The sequence below is a fragment of the Streptosporangium sp. NPDC053982 genome, assembly GCF_055585205.1.
Window position 1 is genome coordinate 269,070 of the sequence record NZ_JBVJKQ010000003.1, and the last position, 17,665, is coordinate 286,734.

The 17,665-nt window shown below is 73.8% G+C and carries 17 protein-coding genes; 3 read left to right on the top strand and 14 right to left on the bottom strand.

Translation table 11 applies throughout. The features are described from left to right. Positions 1 to 176 precede the first annotated feature (176 nt). The 6 genes from ACZ6W9_RS06465 to ACZ6W9_RS06490 form a co-directional block, all read right to left on the bottom strand. The gene (locus ACZ6W9_RS06465; RefSeq protein WP_389956280.1) at positions 177 to 1,550 is read right to left on the bottom strand and encodes an 8-oxoguanine deaminase; all 1,374 of its coding nucleotides are present in this window, start codon (positions 1,548 to 1,550) and stop codon (positions 177 to 179) included. A gap of 95 nt (positions 1,551 to 1,645) precedes the next feature. Continuing rightward, entirely contained in the window at positions 1,646 to 2,119 is a 474-nt protein-coding gene (locus ACZ6W9_RS06470; RefSeq protein WP_470116834.1) for a (2Fe-2S)-binding protein, read from the bottom strand. Then, positions 2,119 to 2,979 (bottom strand): FAD binding domain-containing protein, encoded by an 861-nt coding sequence (locus ACZ6W9_RS06475; RefSeq protein WP_470116835.1) that lies wholly within the window; start codon positions 2,977 to 2,979, stop codon positions 2,119 to 2,121. The genes ACZ6W9_RS06470 and ACZ6W9_RS06475 overlap by 1 nt, the downstream gene beginning before the upstream one ends. Before the next feature lie 2 nt (positions 2,980 to 2,981). Continuing rightward, positions 2,982 to 3,935 (bottom strand): factor-independent urate hydroxylase, encoded by a 954-nt coding sequence (gene pucL, locus ACZ6W9_RS06480; RefSeq protein ID WP_389954886.1) that lies wholly within the window; start codon positions 3,933 to 3,935, stop codon positions 2,982 to 2,984. Between the two features lie 8 nt (positions 3,936 to 3,943). Beyond that, positions 3,944 to 4,258, bottom strand: a complete 315-nt coding sequence (gene uraH / locus ACZ6W9_RS06485) for a hydroxyisourate hydrolase (RefSeq protein WP_362934475.1) — start codon at positions 4,256 to 4,258, stop codon at positions 3,944 to 3,946. Positions 4,259 to 4,367: 109 nt separating this feature from the next. Further along, complete coding sequence (locus tag ACZ6W9_RS06490; RefSeq protein ID WP_389954889.1) at positions 4,368 to 5,033, bottom strand: 2-oxo-4-hydroxy-4-carboxy-5-ureidoimidazoline decarboxylase; 666 nt, start codon at positions 5,031 to 5,033, stop codon at positions 4,368 to 4,370. Positions 5,034 to 5,186: 153 nt separating this feature from the next. Here ACZ6W9_RS06490 and ACZ6W9_RS06495 point away from each other — a divergent pair, with 153 nt between their 5' ends. Further along, positions 5,187 to 6,035: a deoxyribonuclease IV gene (locus ACZ6W9_RS06495; RefSeq protein WP_389954892.1), complete on the top strand. Its 849-nt coding sequence runs from the start codon at positions 5,187 to 5,189 to the stop codon at positions 6,033 to 6,035. A 561-nt stretch (positions 6,036 to 6,596) separates the two neighbouring features. Here ACZ6W9_RS06495 and ACZ6W9_RS06500 read toward each other — a convergent pair. The 3 genes from ACZ6W9_RS06500 to ACZ6W9_RS06510 all read right to left on the bottom strand — a co-directional run bounded on the left by ACZ6W9_RS06500 (position 6,597) and on the right by ACZ6W9_RS06510 (position 9,345). Next, positions 6,597 to 7,364, bottom strand: coding sequence for a LytR/AlgR family response regulator transcription factor (locus ACZ6W9_RS06500; RefSeq protein ID WP_389954894.1), 768 nt, complete (start codon positions 7,362 to 7,364; stop codon positions 6,597 to 6,599). A gap of 93 nt (positions 7,365 to 7,457) precedes the next feature. Beyond that, complete coding sequence (locus ACZ6W9_RS06505) at positions 7,458 to 8,675, bottom strand: sensor histidine kinase (RefSeq protein WP_389954898.1); 1,218 nt, start codon at positions 8,673 to 8,675, stop codon at positions 7,458 to 7,460. A 49-nt stretch (positions 8,676 to 8,724) separates the two neighbouring features. Continuing rightward, a complete protein-coding gene (locus ACZ6W9_RS06510; RefSeq protein WP_389956283.1) occupies positions 8,725 to 9,345 on the bottom strand; it encodes a molybdopterin-dependent oxidoreductase in 621 nt (206 codons plus the stop codon). A 443-nt stretch (positions 9,346 to 9,788) separates the two neighbouring features. Between ACZ6W9_RS06510 and aroF the strand changes: the two genes are divergently transcribed. Next, entirely contained in the window at positions 9,789 to 10,826 is a 1,038-nt protein-coding gene (gene aroF, locus ACZ6W9_RS06515; RefSeq protein WP_389954901.1) for a 3-deoxy-7-phosphoheptulonate synthase, read from the top strand. A 29-nt stretch (positions 10,827 to 10,855) separates the two neighbouring features. On the opposite strand, the gene thiI is transcribed toward aroF, so the two are convergent. After that, the gene (gene thiI / locus ACZ6W9_RS06520) at positions 10,856 to 12,058 is read right to left on the bottom strand and encodes a tRNA uracil 4-sulfurtransferase ThiI (protein ID WP_362934457.1); all 1,203 of its coding nucleotides are present in this window, start codon (positions 12,056 to 12,058) and stop codon (positions 10,856 to 10,858) included. A gap of 531 nt (positions 12,059 to 12,589) precedes the next feature. Next, positions 12,590 to 12,847, bottom strand: a complete 258-nt coding sequence (locus ACZ6W9_RS06525; RefSeq protein WP_470116836.1) for a hypothetical protein — start codon at positions 12,845 to 12,847, stop codon at positions 12,590 to 12,592. 80 nt (positions 12,848 to 12,927) lie between these two features. Here ACZ6W9_RS06525 and ACZ6W9_RS06530 point away from each other — a divergent pair, with 80 nt between their 5' ends. Then, positions 12,928 to 13,101, top strand: coding sequence for a hypothetical protein (locus tag ACZ6W9_RS06530; protein ID WP_362934451.1), 174 nt, complete (start codon positions 12,928 to 12,930; stop codon positions 13,099 to 13,101). Between the two features lie 559 nt (positions 13,102 to 13,660). Here ACZ6W9_RS06530 and ACZ6W9_RS06535 read toward each other — a convergent pair. The 3 genes from ACZ6W9_RS06535 to ACZ6W9_RS06545 all read right to left on the bottom strand — a co-directional run bounded on the left by ACZ6W9_RS06535 (position 13,661) and on the right by ACZ6W9_RS06545 (position 17,582). Then, positions 13,661 to 14,686: a 6-phosphofructokinase gene (locus ACZ6W9_RS06535; RefSeq protein WP_389954909.1), complete on the bottom strand. Its 1,026-nt coding sequence runs from the start codon at positions 14,684 to 14,686 to the stop codon at positions 13,661 to 13,663. Positions 14,687 to 14,972: 286 nt separating this feature from the next. Continuing rightward, positions 14,973 to 16,517: a N,N-dimethylformamidase beta subunit family domain-containing protein gene (locus ACZ6W9_RS06540; RefSeq protein WP_389954912.1), complete on the bottom strand. Its 1,545-nt coding sequence runs from the start codon at positions 16,515 to 16,517 to the stop codon at positions 14,973 to 14,975. Positions 16,518 to 16,592: 75 nt separating this feature from the next. After that, entirely contained in the window at positions 16,593 to 17,582 is a 990-nt protein-coding gene (locus tag ACZ6W9_RS06545; RefSeq protein ID WP_389954915.1) for a lactonase family protein, read from the bottom strand. Positions 17,583 to 17,665: the final 83 nt, after the last annotated feature.

Below are 17,665 nucleotides of genomic sequence, written 5' to 3' on the forward strand. Positions count from 1 at the left end.
ATCACATCACCCCGGAAAGGGATTTCCAGGGTGTCCCGGATTCTCCGGGAGTCCCGGCCCCTCCGGAGCCGCCGGATTCCTCTGACGTCGTGGGTCTCCCGGGCCTTCCGGGCGTCCCCGGTCCTCCGCGGGTCACGGCTTCCCGTCCTTTCCGCCCCTCACGGGCCTCACGCACGTCACGGGCGAGGAGCCGGAGGGGAGACGCCCCGTTCGGCGGCCAGGCGCATGAGGCGGCGGTGGGCCTCGGTGCCCGCCCGGCCCAGCTCGTCCTGCGGCGCCGTGCGCAGCTCGTCGTCCGCCACGACCGTCTCGCCGCCCACCAGGAGCCGGACCAGCGGCGGCTGCCGGGTCCCGAGGACCAGGGCGTGCACCGGGTCGGCGACGGCCCCGGCGAAGGAGTCGATCCGCCACAGCGCGATGTCGGCGAGCTTTCCCGGCTCCAGGGAGCCGAGCTCCGCCTCGCGGCCGAGGTTGCGCGCCCCGCCGAGGGTGGCGGTCTCCAGGGCCTGCCGGGCGGTCAGCGCCCCGGGCCCGTGCCTCGCCCGCTGGAACAGCAGCGTCTGACGCATCTCCCCGGCCATCGAGGTCAGCTCGGCCGAGGCGCTGCCGTCCACCCCGAGGCCGACGTTCGCGCCGCGGCGGAGCAGCTCCGAGACCCGGGCGATCCCCGCGCCGAGCCGTCCGTTGGAGCTGGGGCAGTGCGCGACGCCGGTGCCGGTGCGGGCGAGCCGGTCGATGTCGGCGTCGCTCAGGTGGACGGCGTGGGCGAACCACACGTCCGGGCCGAGCCAGCCGAGCTTCTCCATGTGGTCCACCGGGCGCACGCCGTACCGGGCCAGGCAGTGCTCCTCCTCGTCGAGGGTCTCGGCGAGGTGGGTGTGCAGACGCACACCCCTGTCCCTGGCCAGCGCGGCGGACTCGGTCATCAGCTCCGTACTGACCGAGAACGGCGAGCAGGGCGCGACCGCCACCCGCAGCTTCGAGGAGAAGGAGGGGTCGTGGTGGGCGTCGATCGCCTCGGCGGTCGCGGTGAGGATCGTGTCGAGGTCCTCCACCACGTCGTCCGGCGGCAGACCGCCGTCGGAGGCCCCGCGGTCCATGGAGCCCCGGGCGGGGTGGAAGCGGACGCCGACCGCGCGGGCCGCGTCGATCTCGGCGGCCAGCAGGTCACCGCGCCCGGCGGGGAAGACGTAGTGGTGGTCGGAGGACGTGGTGCAGCCGGACAGCGCGAGGTGGGCCAGGCCGGCGCCGGCCGCCCCCCTGACGACCTCGGCGTCCATCGCCGCCCAGACGGGGTAGAGCGCCACCAGCCACTGGAACAGCGTGGCGTCCCGGGCGAACCCCTGGGAGGCCCACTGGTAGAGGTGGTGGTGGGTGTTGACCAGGCCCGGCGTGGCCAGGCAGCCGGCCCCGTCGACACGGCGCGCGCCGGGGAGGTCGGGCGCCGGTCCCGGGCCGATCGCCTCGATCCGGTCGCCCCGGACGACGACGTGCCCCGAGGGGATCTCCGGGCCGGTCACCGGGACGAGATAGGCGCCCTCGATCACCAGCGCGCCGTCCGCCGCCCCGGGTACGGCCGGTGTGCCCGCGACCTCCCGCCCGCCTGGAAGGCCCGCGGAGGAGCCGCCGGTCACAGCGCCTCCGGTCACAGCGCCTCCGCCTTCCGGGTGGCGGCGAGCCGTACCGCGTCGAGGATCTTCTCGTAGCCGGTGCACCGGCACAGGTTGCCCGCCAGCGCCTCGCGGATCTGGGCGTCGGTGGGGCGGGGCGTCCGGTTCAGCAGGTCGTGGGCCTGCACGACGAGGCCGGGGGTGCAGAAGCCGCACTGTACGGCGCCGCACTCGGCGAACGCCTCCTGCACGGGGTCGAGCCGGCCGTCCCCGGCCAGCCCCTCGACCGTGCGGACCTCGCGGCCCTCCGCCTGCCCGGCCGCGACCAGGCAGGCGCAGACGGGCAGACCGTCGAGGTAGACCGTGCAGGAGCCGCACTCGCCCTGCTCGCAGGCGTTCTTGGAGCCGGGCAGCCCCAGCCGCTCGCGCAGGACGTACAGCAGGCTCTCGCCCTCCCATACGTCGTCGGCCGTACGGCGCCGGCCGTTGACGGTGAGGCTGACGCGCATCAGCCCTCCTTCCACAGATCGTGCCAGGCCCAGGTCAGGGTGCGGCGCGCCAGCACGGCGACGGCGTGCCTGCGGTAGTCCGCGGTGCCGCGCACGTCGTCGATGGGCGAGGCGGCCTCCGCGGCCAGCTCGCCGAAGCGCCGGGGCAGCCCGGGGTCGAGCCGGCCGGTGTCCCAGTCGAGCTCGGCCGCGAGGAACTCCTCCGCCGCGACCGCCCGGCGCGGGGTGGGGGCGGCCGACCCGAGGCCGGTCCCGGCCCGCCGCTCGGCGGGGTGCAGGACCAGCGCGAACGAGCAGACCGCGATCACCATGGCGTTGCGGGTGCCGACCTTGGAGAAGTACTGCGGGCCGCCCGCCGGACGCGTCCAGAACGCCCGGATCAGTTCGTCGGGTTCCAGTGCGCTGCGCTTGACGCCGAGATAGAACTCCTCGGCCGGGATCATCCGTACCCCGCGGGCGGCCGACTCGACCTCGATCTCGGCGCCGGCGGCGAGCAGCGGCGGGTGGCCGTCCCCGGCGGGCGAGGCCGCGCCGAGGTTGCCGCCCACGGTGCCCCGGTTGCGGATCTGCGGCGAGCCGACCGTGCGGGCGGCCTGCGCCAGCCCGGGAAGCCGGTCCCCCAGCTCGTCGATCAGCCGCGCGTACGTCACGCCCGAGCCGACCCGGAGCCGCCCGTCCTCCTCGGCGCTCCACTCGCCGAGCGTGGCCACCCGGTTCAGGTCGAGCAGCGCGTCGGGCCGGCGGACGTCGAAGTTGAGCTCGACCATCACGTCGGTGCCGCCCTGGACGGGCACGGCCCCGGGCCGCTCCGCCTTGGCCTCCAGCGCCTCGGCCCAGGTCGCGGGTCTCAGGAAGTCCATCGTCACTCCCACGCGAAGCGGGCGTCGGGGGCCGCGTCGTCGAGGACCGTGCCCTCGATCAGCCCGTAGGGGCGGTCGGCGGCGTGGAAGATCTCGCCCGGGTTGTCCAGCCCGAACGGGGTGAGGTCCACCGCGAAGTGGTGCCGGTTGGGCATCGCCAGCCGTACCTCGCAGATCCCGGGGCACGTCCGGAGCACCAGGTCGCCCATCGCGTAGAGGGTCTGCTGCAGCGACAGGCTGTAGGTCCCGGCGAACGCCTCCAGCAGGCGGCTCCGCACCTCCTCGTACGACTCGCCGAACCCGTACGGCCGGGGCGGCCCTGACGCGCCGGATGACCCGGGCGGTTCGGGCGGTTCGGGCGGCCCGGCGGATCGGAAGCCGTCCGGCAGGTGCCGCCAGCGGGCCGAGACCTCGGTGGCGAGGACGCGGTCCCGGGTGGGCGGCAGGGTGGTGTACTCGTCCTGGATGAAGCCGTGGAACTCCGAGCCGGTGGAGTTCAGCACCACCAGGTCCCGCAGGCCGGAGACCACGGTGGAGGAGCCGTCGCGGTCGTGGTGGACGACGCAGGTGCGCGTCTCCCGCCCCGAGCGGACGAAGGAGTGCCGCTCGTCCCGGCCGTCCGGCGGGGGGATGCGGTCCCAGAAATACTCCTCGATCTCCACCCGGGCGTGGTGGATCGAGGGGTGGGAGTCCACGTGGTGGCGGGCCAGCAGCAGCGCGAAGTCCTCGATCTGGTCCACGCCGTGCTTCCTGGCGAAGGCGTAGACGATGTTCTTCTGCGTGTCGGTCGGCAGGACCGCGGAGTTGTCCCCGGTCAGGTGCGCGTCCTCCATGTCCCCGGAGAGGGACGTGCGGACGTTGAGGTCCTTGAGGTGGTGGACGGCGCCGTCCCTGACGACGCGGACCAGGCGGATCTCCGCCTTGCCGTAACGGTTGGGTCCCAGCACGACCGCCATGCCCCGTCTCAGCTCCCTCGGTACGTCGAATAGGCGAACGGGCTCAGCAGCAAGGGGACGTGGTGGTGCTCGGCGGGGTCGGCGACGGTGAAGTCGACCGTCACCTCCGGGTAGAAGGTCGCGATCCCCTGGGCGGCGAAGTACTCGCCGGTGGCGAAGACCAGCCGGTGGGCGCCCGTCTCGGTCGTCTCCCAGCCGCCGATCCGGCCGTCGGCGCCGGTGACGCCCTCGGCCAGCACCTTCCCGCCGTGCTCCAGCCGTACGGGGACGCCCGGGGCGGGCCGGCCGATCGATGCGTCCAGGAGGTGGGTGGACAGGCTCACGTACTCTCCTCTCCCGTGTCCGGGTGGTTTCCCGTGCCGGAGTCTCCGGGTCCTCCGGATCCTCCCGATCCGGCCGCCCGGTGGGTGCCCGTCCGGGGACGTCCGGCCGTCACGCCGTTCCCTCCGGGCCCTCCAGCAGCCGCGCCACGCGCAGCCGGGCGATCCCGGCCAGCTCGGCCCGGACGACGTCCCGCTCGGTCCCCTCGTCGTTGCGCAGCCGTTCCCGCAGGCGGTCCAGCATCTCCCCGGCGGTCAGGCCGGCGGCGCGGACCAGGTAGACGTGGCCGAAGCGCGCCTCGTAGGCGCGGTTGCCCTCGGCCAGCGCGGTGAGCACGGCGGGGTCCGCCCCGGCGACCCCGGACTGCTCCCGCCGTGACCAGGACGCCTCCCGCCCGCCCGCACCGGAACCGGACGCGCCGGGGCCGGACGCGCCGGGGCCGGACGCGCCGGAACCGGACGCGCCGGAACCGGCCACATCGGGGCCGGTCACGCCGGGACCGGGCGCGCCGGGCGCGGCTCCGTCGTCGCGGGGCGGCTCGCCGATCCTGGGGTGGGCGGCCAGCGCCGTCAGCACCTCCGGCCAGCTCAGGCCGAGCACGGCCTCCTCGACCGCCGACTCCAGCGCGGCGAGGTCGCGGCAGGGGCGCCGGGCGGCCACCTCCCGCGCGAAGACCGGGGACGCGCAGCACGACAGCAGCCCGGCCTCGGCCTCGGCGGCTCCGAGCGCGTTGAACCCGGCGAGTCCCGCCTCGGCGGGGGCGTCGATGTTCGGCATGTGAGCAGTACACACAGCGCCGCCGCGCCGGTCCAGCAGCGGGAACTCCCAACCGGGCCAAAGGTTGGTCCCGGTTTTTCGTGTCATGCTCCAAAACGCCGACGACGGAGGCGGCCGGGAAACGTCGGGGCCGGCGCATAAACTGACGGCACCATGTCTTCTCTCTCCCTCATCGGCGGACACGTCTCCGTCACCGGCGGCCTGGGCAAGGGCGGCCTGAAGTGCGCCGCCGACATCGGCGCCGAAATGATCCAGGTGTTCGTCACCAACCCGCGGGGCTGGGCGCTCGCCGACGGCGACCCCGCACAGGACGCCCTGCTCCGCGAGTCGGGCATGCTGTCCTTCGTCCACCTTCCCTACCTCGTCAACATGGGCACGCCGAGTGCCGAGACCCTGGAGAAGTCCACGGCCGTCGTCCGGCACGGTCTCCGGCGGGCGTACGCGATCGGCGCCCCCGGCGTGGTGGTCCACACCGGCTCGGCGGTCAGCCAGCCGCGCGACGACGCCATGCGCCAGCTCCACGAGCACCTGCTCCCCCTGCTCGACGAGATCCCCGAGGACGGCCCCGACCTGCTGCTGGAGCCGATGGCCGGGCAGGGCGCGATGCTGTGCGCGACCGTCCAGGACCTGGAGGCCTATCTCGCGGCCCTCGACTGGCATCCCAAGGCGGGCGTCTGCTTCGACACCTGCCACGCCTTCGCCGCGGGCCACGACCTCTCGACCGCCGAGGGGGTCGCCGAAACGCTCGACGCGCTGCACGCGATCGCCCCCGGGCGGCTCCGGCTGATCCACGTCAACGACTCGAAGGACCCCCACGGGTCGAAGAGGGACCGCCACGAGAACATCGGCGCGGGTCACATCGGCATCGACCCGTTCGCCGTCCTGATGCGCCACCCGGTCGCGGCGGGCATCCCGCTGTGCGTGGAGACCCCGGGCGGCCCGGAGAAGCACCGCGAGGACATCGAGCTGCTGAAGAAGCTCCGCGACACGCCCGGCGCCTGACGTCCGCCGTCCCCTCCGGACCGCCGCGCCCCCCGTGGCGCGGCGGCCCCCCGCCGCCCGCGCCGCCCCCCGTGGCGTGGCGGCTTCCGCGCCGCCGGGCGGGTCGTGCCCGCCGGCGGGGCGGAACGGGACGCCCGTTCCCGCGATCCGGCCGCCCCCGCGGACCGGATCACGGCTCCCCGCCGCCTCAGGGCGGCGCGGGCGTCCCGTCACACCGGAGCCGGCCGGGCCCTCCCCCGATGTCGGAGCCCGGCGCGGGTGGCCGCAGGAATCGGCCACCCGGAAATCCCGTCGCGTCAGACCACGTCAGGGGCCTTGCAGGCCCCTCGTCCCCCCGCTGACCCGGCGGTTTCGGCTCTCCGGTGTGTGAGAACACTAGAGCGGCGCCCCGGCGGGTGAACCGGGGTTCCCGCGCAGCGCGGTCAGCGGCGCGTAGTTGTCGCCGTACGGAGGGTGGCGGCGCGACGAGCGGCGCCCGGGAGACGACGAGCGGTCGCCGGAGACCCCGTGAACCCCATCCGCACCATGAGACACATGAGCATCGGGCGTCCGGACTCACGATCAGCCGGCCGCGCCGGAGGGCACCGGCCGGTCCTGGAACTGGCGGACGAGCCGCTCGCGGACCTGCCGGGTGTGGCGGCGGCTGACCGGCAGGGTCTCCTCGCCCACCTGGAGCACCACCCGGCCGCCGTCGAAGCGCAGCTCGCTGACGTGCCGCGCCGAGACCAGCGTGCTGCGGTGGACGCGGATGAAGCCCGAGGCGGCCCAGCGCCGCTCCAGCGCGGCCAGCGACATCCGTACGAGGTAGGCGCCGTCCACGGTGTGCAGCCGGACGTAGTCGCCTTTGGCCTCGGCGAACCGGACGGTCTGCCGGGCGACGAACCTGGTCCGCCCGCCCAGCTCCACCGGGATGACGTCCTCGGCGGGCGGCTCCGCCTGGGCGGGCTGCAGGGACGCCGCGGACTCCAGGCGGCGCACGGCCTCGGCCAGCCGGTCGGCCCGCACCGGCTTGAGGAGGTAGTCGACCGCCTCCACCTCGAACGCCTGGAGCGCGCAGTCCTCGTGGGCGGTGACGAACACCAGGCGGGGAGGGTTGGGGAAGGCGCCGATGAGCCGGGCCAGGTCGAACCCGCCGAGACCGGGCATCCGGACGTCGAGGAACACCCCGTCGAGCCGCGCCCCGGAGCCGACCATCTGCACCATGTCCTGGAGCGCGGTGACCCCGCCCTCGGCGGTGGAGACGTGCTCGATGCGGGGGTCCTGGCGCAGGAGGTAGGCCAGCTCCTCCAGCGCGGGGACCTCGTCGTCGACGGCCAGGACTCGCAGCATGCCCCCACGCTGCTCCCAAACCGCGCTCACCGCAAGAGACATGTCAACTTTAGGTAATGCTATGACTACAAATAGCTATTGGAGGAGAGCGGCTCAGGAGACGAGCTTGGGGACGCGCAGCCGGACGGTCGTCCCCGCGCCCGGCGCGGTCTCCAGGACCAGCCCGTACTCCTCACCGTAGATGCGGCGGAGCCGCACGTCCACGTTGGACAGGCCGATGCCGCCCTCCCCGCACCGGTCGTCCCGCCCGGCGCCCGGAATCGTCCCGGCTCCGGCGCCCAGGAGCGTCCTGGCGCGCTCCGGGTCCATCCCGAGGCCGTCGTCGGCCACGCTGATGTGCGCCTCCCGCCCGGCGTCCACGGCCACCACCCGCACCCGCCCCGCACCGCCGCACAGGGCGGTGCCGTGCTTGATGGCGTTCTCCACCAGCGGCTGCACGCACAGGAACGGGACCGGCACCGACAGCACCTCGGGGGCGACCTCGACGGTGAAGCGGAGCCGGTCGCCGAACCTGGCCCGTTCCAGCTGCAGGTAGCGGTCCACGCAGTGCAGCTCGTCGGCCAGGGTGGTGAGGTCGCCGCCGCTGCGCAGCGCGTACCGGGTGAAGTCGGCGAAGTCGACCAGCAGCTCGCGGGCGTGCTCGGGGTCGGTGCGCACGAAGGAGGCGATGGTGGTCAGGCAGTTGTAGACGAAGTGCGGGGAGATCTGCGCGCGCAGCGCCCGCGTCTCCGCCTCCGTCGCGCGCCGCCGGGAGGAGTCCAGCTCGGCCAGCTCCAGCTGGGCGGAGACCCAGCGGGCCAGCTCGGCGACGGTCCGGACCGGCGGCTCGCCCGCCCCGGCGCCGTAGGCGGCCAGCGCGCCCACCACCCGGCCGTCCACCGTCAGCGGCGCGACCGCCGCCCCCCGTACGGCGCAGCCCGGCGTGCCGCAGGCCGCGGCATCCCCCGCCTCGGCGAGCGGACGGCCGGCGGCGAGCGCGGCGCGGGCGTGCCGGACCGCGTGGCCGCGGTGGCAGCCGGCCGCGCCGTCCCAGGCGAGGACCTCCTCGGTGTCGATCACCGCGACGGCGTCGGCGCCCAGCAGGGCGCGCAGATGGCGGACCGACTCCCGGGCGGAGCCGCGGCTCAGGCCGGTCCGCAGTGACGGGGCCGCCCGGGCCGCGACGCGCAGGGTGGCGAAGGTGGCCGCCGCCGCGTCCGTCGCCTCCTCCGGTGGTCCCTGCGGGTTCCGGCGGGTGGCCGCCCACCGGGACAGGACGAACCCGAGGAGCACACTGGCGGCGCACAGGAGCGCCCAGCCGCTGGTCGACATGACGCAAACCGTAGTCAAACCATTACGGTCCATCACGGGAAAACCTGGATCAGGGGGGACCTTCGCCTGGTTCCTCCTGATACGAGTAGCGCTGCTCGCTCCAGGGGTCGGCGACGTTGTGGTAGCCGCGGTCCTCCCAGAAGCCGCGCCGGTCCTCGACCATGTACTCCACGGCCCGCACCCACTTGACGCTCTTCCACGCGTACAGGTGCGGGACGACGAGCCGGACCGGGAAGCCGCGCTCGGGGGACAGGGGCGCGCCGTCCAGCTCCAGCGCGAAGAGCGTGTGGTCGCGGGTGAAGTCGGCCATCCGCACGTTGGCGCTGTAGCCGTACTCGGCCCAGATCATCACGTGCCTGGCCTCGGGCGCCGGCGGGGCCAGCTCCAGCAGCGTCGCGGCGGCCACCCCGCCCCACTCGTTGCCCATGATCGAGAACTTGGTGACGCAGTGGAAGTCGGCGAGGACCGTGGCGCGGGGCAGCTCGGAGAACTGCGGCCAGGTGAACCGGTGCTGATCCCCGGAGGCGGTCGCCCCCATGACCTGGAACGCCCACGTCGCCGGGCGGAACGTCGGCACCCTGCCGTAGTGGATCACCGGACGGCCCCGGGGGACGTACTGCCCCGGAGGCAGGCGAGGTTCCTCCCGTGGAGGTTCGGACTGCTCCACCATCATTCCCCTCGCCTTCCCCGACGGCACGGGGTAATCCTGCCACCGCGCCTCCGGCGGCCTTCCGGTGCCCCCTCCCGCGGTCGGCGGCGCGGACCGGCGGCACGACACGGGGCGGCACGACACGGGGCGGCGCGGCGCGGGGCGAGGCGGCGCGGGGCGGCCGGTCCACGGCGCGGGGATGACGGTCCGCGGCGCGGGGATGACGGTCCGCGGCGCCGGACGCCGGCCATGCGCTAGTATTGCCCGCGATGCGTACCGCGTTCTGGTTTTGGTATGGCGACGGACCCGTAGGTCGGACCGATCGCCACCGGATGCTGCGCTGACATCCAGGCGAACGAAGGCCCCGGGTCCACCAAGGACCCGGGGCCTTCGCTTTCCCCGGGGCCCCTCGGAGGATCTCCCGCCGGCCTTCGGCGAACTTCCAAAGGTTCCTAAGGAGAGACATGGTCATCGTCATGAGCCCCGGCGCGACCCCCTCGGACATCGAGGCGATCGTGGAGACCATCGGCACGGCGGGCGGCGAGGCGTTCGTCAGCCGGGGTGTGAACCGCACGATCATCGGCCTGGTGGGCGACATCGTCCGGTTCGAGGCCCTCGACCTGCGCGCCATGCCCGGGGTGGCCGACGTGATGCGGGTGAGCACGCCGTACAAGCTGGTCAGCCGGGAGAACCATCCGGAGCGGTCCACGGTCCGGGTCGGCGGCGTGCCCATCGGGCCCGGCACGGTGACCCTCATCGCCGGCCCGTGCGCGGTGGAGACGCCCGAGCAGACCCTCCAGGCCGCCGAGATGGCGAAGGCGGCCGGCGCGACCCTGCTGCGGGGCGGCGCCTACAAGCCCCGCACCTCCCCTTACGCGTTCCAGGGCCTCGGCGAGGCGGGCCTGCGCATCCTGGCCGATGTGCGCGAGGAGACGGGCCTGCCGGTGGTGACCGAGGTCGTCGACGCCCACGACGTCGACCTGGTCGCCTCCTACGCCGACATGCTCCAGGTCGGCACCCGCAACGCGCAGAACTTCGCCCTGCTGCAGGCGGTCGGCGGGGCGGGCAGGCCGGTCATGCTCAAGCGCGGCATGAACGCCACCATCGAGGAGTGGCTGATGGCGGCCGAGTACATCGCCCAGCGCGGCAACCTCGACGTCGTGCTGTGCGAACGCGGGATCCGCACGTTCGAGACCGCCACCCGCAACACCCTGGACGTCTCGGCCGTGCCGGTCGCCCAGCGCCTGTCGCACCTGCCGGTGATCGTCGACCCGTCCCACTCCGGCGGCCGGCGCGACCTGGTGCTCCCGCTCGCCCGCGCCGCCATCGCGGTCGGCGCCGACGGCGTGATCATCGACGTCCACCCGCACCCGGAGCAGGCGCTCTGCGACGGGCCCCAGGCGCTGGTGGACGGCGACCTCACCGAACTGGCCGACGTCATGCGACGCTTCCCGGCGCTGCTGGGCAAGACGGCCGCCGGTGAGCTGCTGACGCCCGCCTGACCCTGCCCTCCGCGCCCCGCCGGACCGGCTCAGCCCTCGATCTTGTACTCCTGGAGGGAACCGGCGAGCTGTACGGCGAGCTCCTCGGCGTCGAGCCGCTGCTCGATCCGCCTCAGGTCGGCGACCTTCGCGGCGGTCTCGGCCCGGCGGGGCGCCAGGAGGGTGCAGCAGTCCTCGTCGGGGAGCTCGGAGATCTCCAGGGTGCCGATGCGCCGGGCCTCGGCCATGATCTCCGTCTTGTCCAGGCCGATGAGCGGGCGCAGGATCGGCATGTCCACGGCGTCGTCCTGGGCGGTGATGTTCTGCAGGGTCTGCGAGGAGACCTGGCCGAGGGAGTCGCCGGTGACCAGCGCTCCGGCGCGGAGCCGCCGGGCGACCTCCTCGCCCGTCTTGAGCATCAGGCGCCGCTGGGCGATCACCGCCAGGCGGTCCTGCCCGGACGCCTTGATCGACTGCTGGGCCTTACCGAACGGCACGACCCACAGCCGGGACCTGCCCTGGAACTTGTCCAGCGCCCGCACCAGCGCGTACGCCTTGTAGATCGACTCCGACGTGGTGAACGGGATGCCGGAGAAGTGCAGGAAGTCGACCCGCAGGCCGCGGCGCATCATCCGGTAGGCCGCCACGGGCGAGTCGATGCCGCCGGACATCAGGACCAGGCCGCGGCCGCTGACGCCGACCGGCAGGCCGCCCTGGCCGGGCAGGCCCCCGGTGAAGACGAACACCTCGTCGCGGTCGACCTCGATGGAGACCACCAGGCCGGGGTTCTTCAGGTCGACGGGCAGGCCGTAGATGTCGTTGAGCTCTCCGCCGACCGTACGGTCGAGCTGCATGGACGTCAGCGGGAAGCGCTTGTCGCGGCGGCGGGAGCGGACGGCGAAGGAGACGCCGCGCCGGACGTCCTCCCGGTCGGCCAGCAGCTCGATCGCCGCCTTGGTCACGGCTCCGGGGTCCTTCTCCACCCGCCAGGCCCGGTGGACCCAGACCAGTCCGGGGACGTGGGAGAGCCGCCGGGCCACCTCGTCGGCGACCTCGACGCCGGTGCCGTCCGGCAGGAAGACCGCGATGACGCCGTGGCGCTGGCGCACGTCCGGTTTCGGGCCGAGGTCCTTCAGCGCCGCCTTGATGTTGGACTGAAGCCGCCGTTCGAAAAGCTCGCGGTTGTCCCCCTTGAGGACGACCTCGCCCAATTTGAGCAGCACGCAGGGCTCGCCCAAGGCGGACATGGTCATGGTGCAACCTCCGGTGGCGCTTCGAGGGGAATGTAGGGGTACGGCCAAGTCTGGCGCGGTACCGCGTAAAGGCAATGGCTCGACCTCGCCACTTTAGTCGCCGTCATGACCTGTCAGCGCCCGCGCAGAGGCGGGACGGGGCCGGGAAGCGGGCGCGCGAACGGGACACGGGCGGGCGCGAGCAGAGCCGGAGCGGGGCGGAACGGGACCGGAGCGGGGCGGAGGTCCGGGGCAGAGTGAGACGCGTCCGGGACAGGGTGGCGCGGGCAGGGCGCGAGTCGAAGAGCGGGGCACGGGAGCGCAGGGACAGGCCGCGGACGGCGCGGAAAACGCCGAATGGGAGAACACCGCGCGAGAGAACATGGCGCGGGAAAGCCCGAGCGGAAAACCCGAGCGGAAAGCCCGAGCGGAAATCCTGGGCGGAAATCCTGGGCGGAAAGAACGGACCGACGGCGCGCGGAACGGCTCCGCGGCGCGGGCGCTCCTTCCCCGCACCACTCGGGGCGGGCGGAAAAGGAGCGCAACGGCCGTTCAGCGGCTCTTCGGCATGGGCGCCGGCCGGGGCGGGTCAGCCGCCACCACCGCCACCGCCACCGCCGCCTCCGCCACCACCGCCGCCTCCGCCACCGCCGCCACCGCCGCCACCGCCGCCGCCACCGGCAGTGTTGATGTTGGTATTGGTGTTGGAGACGTTGGCGCCGCCGCCACCGCCGCCTCCACCGCCACCGCCACCTCCGCCACCGCCACCGCCACCTCCGCCACCGCCACCGCCACCGCCACCTCCGCCACCGCCGCCACCTCGGCGGGCGTAGCACCTGGCGGGATTCCTCTTCTTCCAGCAGGGCGTCGCCGCGGAGACGACGGCGGACGTGGAGGAGACGGTCTCGACTGTGGTTCCGGCGCTGGCCGGCTGGGCGGACATCGTCACGGGGACGGCGAGAGCGGAGGCCAGCAGCGCGCCGGCGGCGATCGCGTTCTTCGTCTTGATCATGGGAGATCACTCCATGTCGTACGGGGCCGGCCCGGCCGACACCCGGGGCTGAGTGAGACGTGGAATCGGCGCCGGAGAAGGCGCCGGAGCGGCACAGAACCGCAAGTCCCACGGTAAATCGCAGCAAGTCCGACGCTCATCACACCGAAGCAAAAGCATTGATCCGCACGAATTACCTTTCGATTCAACCGCGAAACAGAAAGGAATCGACCGGTCACCTTATGTGACAACGATTCGGCGGAGGGCTTTCCCGGCGAAGATTCTCAGCGGCCCCGGAAGGCAACGGCCGGGTAGGTCGTCACGACCCGGCCCGGCCGTCTGGGGGAAATGATTCCGTCCGGCTTCTGGGACGGAAAGGCGGGGGTTACCGCCGTTTGGGAATGACGACGGCGTCCGTCGCGGGCGCGCGTCCCACGGGAGGGGCGGAACGGAGGAGGGCCCGCGGAGACGTCGTCCTCCGCGGGCCCTCACCGGCGGCCGGCCGGCACCGGATCCGCCCGTTCGGCCGACCCGGCGACTCCCGTCGGCAGGCCCGGCGACCCCGGTCATCCGATCCGGTGATCTCCATCGACCGGCCCGGAGACCTCTGCCGTCCGGCCCGGTGGCTCCCGTCAGCCGAAGAAGACCTCCGCCTCCTCGTAACGGCCGACCGGCACCGTCTTCAGTTCCTCGGTGGCCTCGCCGAGACCGGCCCGGACGATGTCGGTGCCCCGGAGCGCCACCATGACGCCGAACTCGCCGTCGTGGACGGCGTCGATGGCCTGCAGCCCGAACCGGGTGGCCAGGACCCGGTCGAAGGCCGTGGGTGTGCCGCCGCGCTGGATGTGGCCGAGAACGGTGGTGCGGGCCTCCTTGCCGGTCCGCTTCTCGATCTCCTTGGCCAGCATCTCGCCGATGCCGCCCAGCCGGACGTGGCCGAACGCGTCGAGCTCGCCGGCCTGGAGGGTCATCTGACCCTCGATCGGGTGGGCGCCCTCGGCGACCACGATGATCGGCGCGTACCGGGTCTGGAAGCGGGACTCGACGTAGGCGCAGACCCGGTCGATGTCGAACGGCTTCTCCGGGATGAGGATGACGTTGGCGCCTCCCGCCATGCCCGCGTGCAGGGCGATCCACCCGGCGTGGCGGCCCATGACCTCGCAGATGAGCGCCCTGTGGTGGGACTCGGCGGTGGTGTGCAGGCGGTCGATCGCCTCCACGGCGATGTTGACGGCCGTGTCGAACCCGAAGGTGTAGTCGGTGGCGTTCAGGTCGTTGTCGATGGTCTTCGGCACACCGACGACCTTGACGCCGCGGTCGAAGAGCTGCTTGGCGACGCCGAGGGTGTCCTCGCCGCCGATGGCGATCAGGGCGTCGACCCCGGACTCGGCCAGGTTCGCCTTGATCCTCTCAACGCCGCCTTCGATCTTCAGGGGGTTGGTCCGGGAGGAGCCCAGGATGGTCCCGCCACGTGGCAGGATCCCCCGGACCGCATTGATGTCCAGCGGCACCGTCTCACCTTCGAGCGGGCCGCGCCAGCCGTCGCAGAATCCGACGAACTCATGTCCGTAGACGCCCACACCCTTGCGCACGACGGCGCGGATCACGGCGTTCAGTCCGGGGCAGTCGCCGCCCCCGGTTAGCACTCCGATACGCATGGCATCCTCCGGTGGTTCCGAAACAAGACAGCCAGAACGAGTGGGGTGACACGACCGGCGAGGTCTCCCGCGCCGACCTCACGCATTCTGCCTGCTGAAAGACCAATGGTCTAGACCAAATGGAGGAGACTTCGACGTTGTCCGCGCCTCCCGTGCCGGTACGCCGCGGGCCCGCTCCCGGATGTCCGCCGCGACGGGCGGGGCCGGTGCGGCCCGGGATGCGCGAGGAGATACCTTCCCGCATCCGGGCCGCGCGACACGGGTACGGCCGTACGTTCCGGGCCGGTCAGCGCGCGCCGAGGCCCGCCGAGGCGAGGTTGTCCACCGCCGGGTGGCTGCGCCCGGCCGGGCCGGCGGCGAAGGCCCGCAGGATGTTCACCGTGCTGCGGCGGACGAACGCCCTGGCCCGCCCGGTGACGCCGTGCCCGCATCGGGCGCCGCGCAGCGCGCAGACCCAGCGCATCGTGCCGGAGTTGAACACCCCCGCGCCGCTCGGCGCGGTGTAGTAGGCGCTGTGCGCGACCGTGGACCGCCCGCCGCAGTCGACGGGCGAGACCGACAGCACCTCCACGGGGCGGGGCGCGTTCAGGCCGATCCGGTCGGTCTCCACCCCCGCCATTCCGGGGAAGCGGGTGCCGCGCCGTACGCCGGTGCCCTGGAAGATCCAGCTCCGCGGGCGGTGGACCACGTAGGCCGCCTCGGCGGGATAGCAGTCGTACATCGGGCCGGTCAGCGAACTCTCGGGACGGCGGTCGCGCCACAGGCCGGTGCGGGGGTCCTCGGCGGTGTCCTTGTGGCAGACGACCAGCCGGCCGGGGCCCAGCGGCGTCGCGGCGAACCTGATCCGCCAGTAGACGGCGTTGGCGCCGAGGAAGGCGATGTTGACGCCCCTGTCGCGGGCGGTCTCGACGACGCGGCGCATGCGCGGCGACCAGTACTCGTCGTGCCCGAGGGAGACCAGGCCCCGGGCGCCGTCGAGGGCGTGCGGGTCGTCGTCCAGGTCAACGCTGGTGAGGTAGGCGAGCGGGACGCCGGTGCGCTCGGCGAGGGCGATGGCGTCGTACTCCATGTCCAGGAAGAGCCGGGCGCCGGAGGTGTCGTAGGGGCGGTCGAAGCTGACCGCCCGGGAGCGGTCCTCGAAGCCCCCGGGACCCAGGTAGAGGCTGCGGCCGCCCCAGTCGTTGTACGCCTGCCAGGTGGTGACCGCGTTGACGACCGCCGTCCGCCCCCGCGCCGAGGCGGACCTGACGGTGACGGGGACGTAGCGGCCGCCGCCGGTGGCGGCGTCCAGGCGGATCAGGTAGGAGCCCTCGGGCCAGCCGGTGGTGTCCACCTCCGGGCCCGGCCGCCAGCGGGCGGCGGTCACCGTGCGGGTCGCGGCGACGACCTTGGGCGCCGGCTGCCGGACGCCGGGCAGCCCGGCCACCCGCCACACCCGCCGCGCGCCGGCTCCGCCGTACCAGCCCATCCGGAAGGCCGTGGCGGTGTAGCGGTCGGCCGTGGTCGAGACGTACAGCCGGAACCTCTCCCCCGGCAGCACGCTGACCCGGTCGGCGAACCCCTCGATCTCGTGCGCGGCCCCGAGGCGGCGCAGCCGCCAGTGCGGGTCTCCCGGCCTGGCGTTCTCGGCGGCCGTGTCGTTCCCGGCGGCGCCGCCGGGACTCCCGGGGTCCCCGGCGGCGCTCCCGCCGCGGGCGTCACCGGGCGCGGCGGGCCGGGAGCCGGAGGGCGCGAGAGTGCTCGCGGGGTGGTGGGCGGCGGTCGCGCACCCCATGACCAGTGCCGTGGTCATCAGCAGGGTGACCACCAGATGCGAGGGCGTGCGGGACATGCCCGGCATCATCGCCGCCCGGCGTACGCCCCGTCCGCGACTTGACCGGCTCCTGCCCCATCCGTGGGGAAACCGTCAGGACGGCGGCAGGACGCACGAGGGCGTGCCGACGGCGAACGTCTCCTCGGCGTCCCCCGGGACGCCGTCCCTCATCGGCAGTACGGCCACGCCCGCGGACCGCTGGTTGGCCACGTACATCCGGTCCCCGGCGACGGCGAAGTGCCGGGGCCACGCGCCGCCGCAGGGCACCTCGGCGACCGGCTCCAGGCCGGGCGTGGAGAACACCGAGATCGTGTCCGGGCCCCGGTTGGCGACGTAGACGAAGCGCCCGTCCCCGGACAGCTCCAGGTGCGAGGGGTGGTTCTCGCCGCCGGCCGCGCTGGCCGGGACGGCCCGGACCTCCCGCCAGCCGTCGTCTCCGGCGTCGTAGGCGCGGACCGTGCCGTCCAGCTCCCCGGCGACGTACCAGCGGTCCCCCGCCCTGGCCATGTGCCGGGGCCCCATGCCCTCGGCCAGCCGCACCGGGCCGCCGGGGTGCGGGGTCACCCGGGCCTCCGCCCGGCCGGGTTCGGCGACCAGGTAGCGGCGGATCTCGCCGGCGCCCAGGTCGGAGACGTACAGCACGCCGTCCGGCCCGAAGACGGACTGGTGGGCGTGGGAGTCCTCGCGGTGCGGGAAGACCTGGGGGGCGGCGAGGACGCCGGTCTCGTCGATCGGGTACACGCTGACGACGCCGTCGCCGTAGTTGGCCACCGACAGCAGGGTCCCGGAGGGATCGACGGCCAGGTGGCAGGGGGTGTCCCCCTCGCTGGGCCGTCGGTCGGTCTCGGTGAGCGTCCCGTCGGCGGCGCGGGCGAAGACCGCGACCGTGCCGGGCTCGCCCTCGCCCACCGCGTACAGGACCGGCAGCCGGGGATGGACGGCGAGGAACGACGGGCTCGGGGCGGGCGTCTCCGCGACCCGGGTGAGCCCGGCCGGCTCCATCAGGGTGATCCCTGGGCCCGTGCCCTCGGTCCCCGGCGTGTCTCCCGGTGTGTAGCCGCCGATGTACGCGATCTCCGCCATCACTCTCCCACCGCAGTGGGGACCGGCCCGCGCCGTCCCCGAACCTTTCCCGGCCTTCCGTGCCGCGCCGGACCCTTCCGGGC

Bases quoted from the DNA above. Each gene is read 5' to 3' on its own strand.
- pucL (WP_389954886.1), bottom strand. From the start codon at position 3,935: ATGGCGGTCGTGCTGGGACCCAACCGTTACGGCAAGGCGGAGATCCGC.
- ACZ6W9_RS06490 (WP_389954889.1), bottom strand. From the start codon at position 5,033: ATGCCGAACATCGACGCCCCCGCCGAGGCGGGACTCGCCGGGTTCAAC.
- ACZ6W9_RS06545 (WP_389954915.1), bottom strand. From the start codon at position 17,582: ATGGCGGAGATCGCGTACATCGGCGGCTACACACCGGGAGACACGCCG.
- ACZ6W9_RS06535 (WP_389954909.1), bottom strand. From the start codon at position 14,686: ATGCGTATCGGAGTGCTAACCGGGGGCGGCGACTGCCCCGGACTGAAC.
- ACZ6W9_RS06495 (WP_389954892.1), top strand. From the start codon at position 5,187: ATGTCTTCTCTCTCCCTCATCGGCGGACACGTCTCCGTCACCGGCGGC.
- aroF (WP_389954901.1), top strand. From the start codon at position 9,789: ATGGTCATCGTCATGAGCCCCGGCGCGACCCCCTCGGACATCGAGGCG.
- ACZ6W9_RS06505 (WP_389954898.1), bottom strand. From the start codon at position 8,675: ATGTCGACCAGCGGCTGGGCGCTCCTGTGCGCCGCCAGTGTGCTCCTC.
- ACZ6W9_RS06475 (WP_470116835.1), bottom strand. From the start codon at position 2,979: ATGGACTTCCTGAGACCCGCGACCTGGGCCGAGGCGCTGGAGGCCAAG.
- ACZ6W9_RS06500 (WP_389954894.1), bottom strand. From the start codon at position 7,364: ATGCTGCGAGTCCTGGCCGTCGACGACGAGGTCCCCGCGCTGGAGGAG.
- ACZ6W9_RS06510 (WP_389956283.1), bottom strand. From the start codon at position 9,345: ATGGTGGAGCAGTCCGAACCTCCACGGGAGGAACCTCGCCTGCCTCCG.
- ACZ6W9_RS06470 (WP_470116834.1), bottom strand. From the start codon at position 2,119: ATGCGCGTCAGCCTCACCGTCAACGGCCGGCGCCGTACGGCCGACGAC.
- ACZ6W9_RS06540 (WP_389954912.1), bottom strand. From the start codon at position 16,517: ATGTCCCGCACGCCCTCGCATCTGGTGGTCACCCTGCTGATGACCACG.
- thiI (WP_362934457.1), bottom strand. From the start codon at position 12,058: ATGACCATGTCCGCCTTGGGCGAGCCCTGCGTGCTGCTCAAATTGGGC.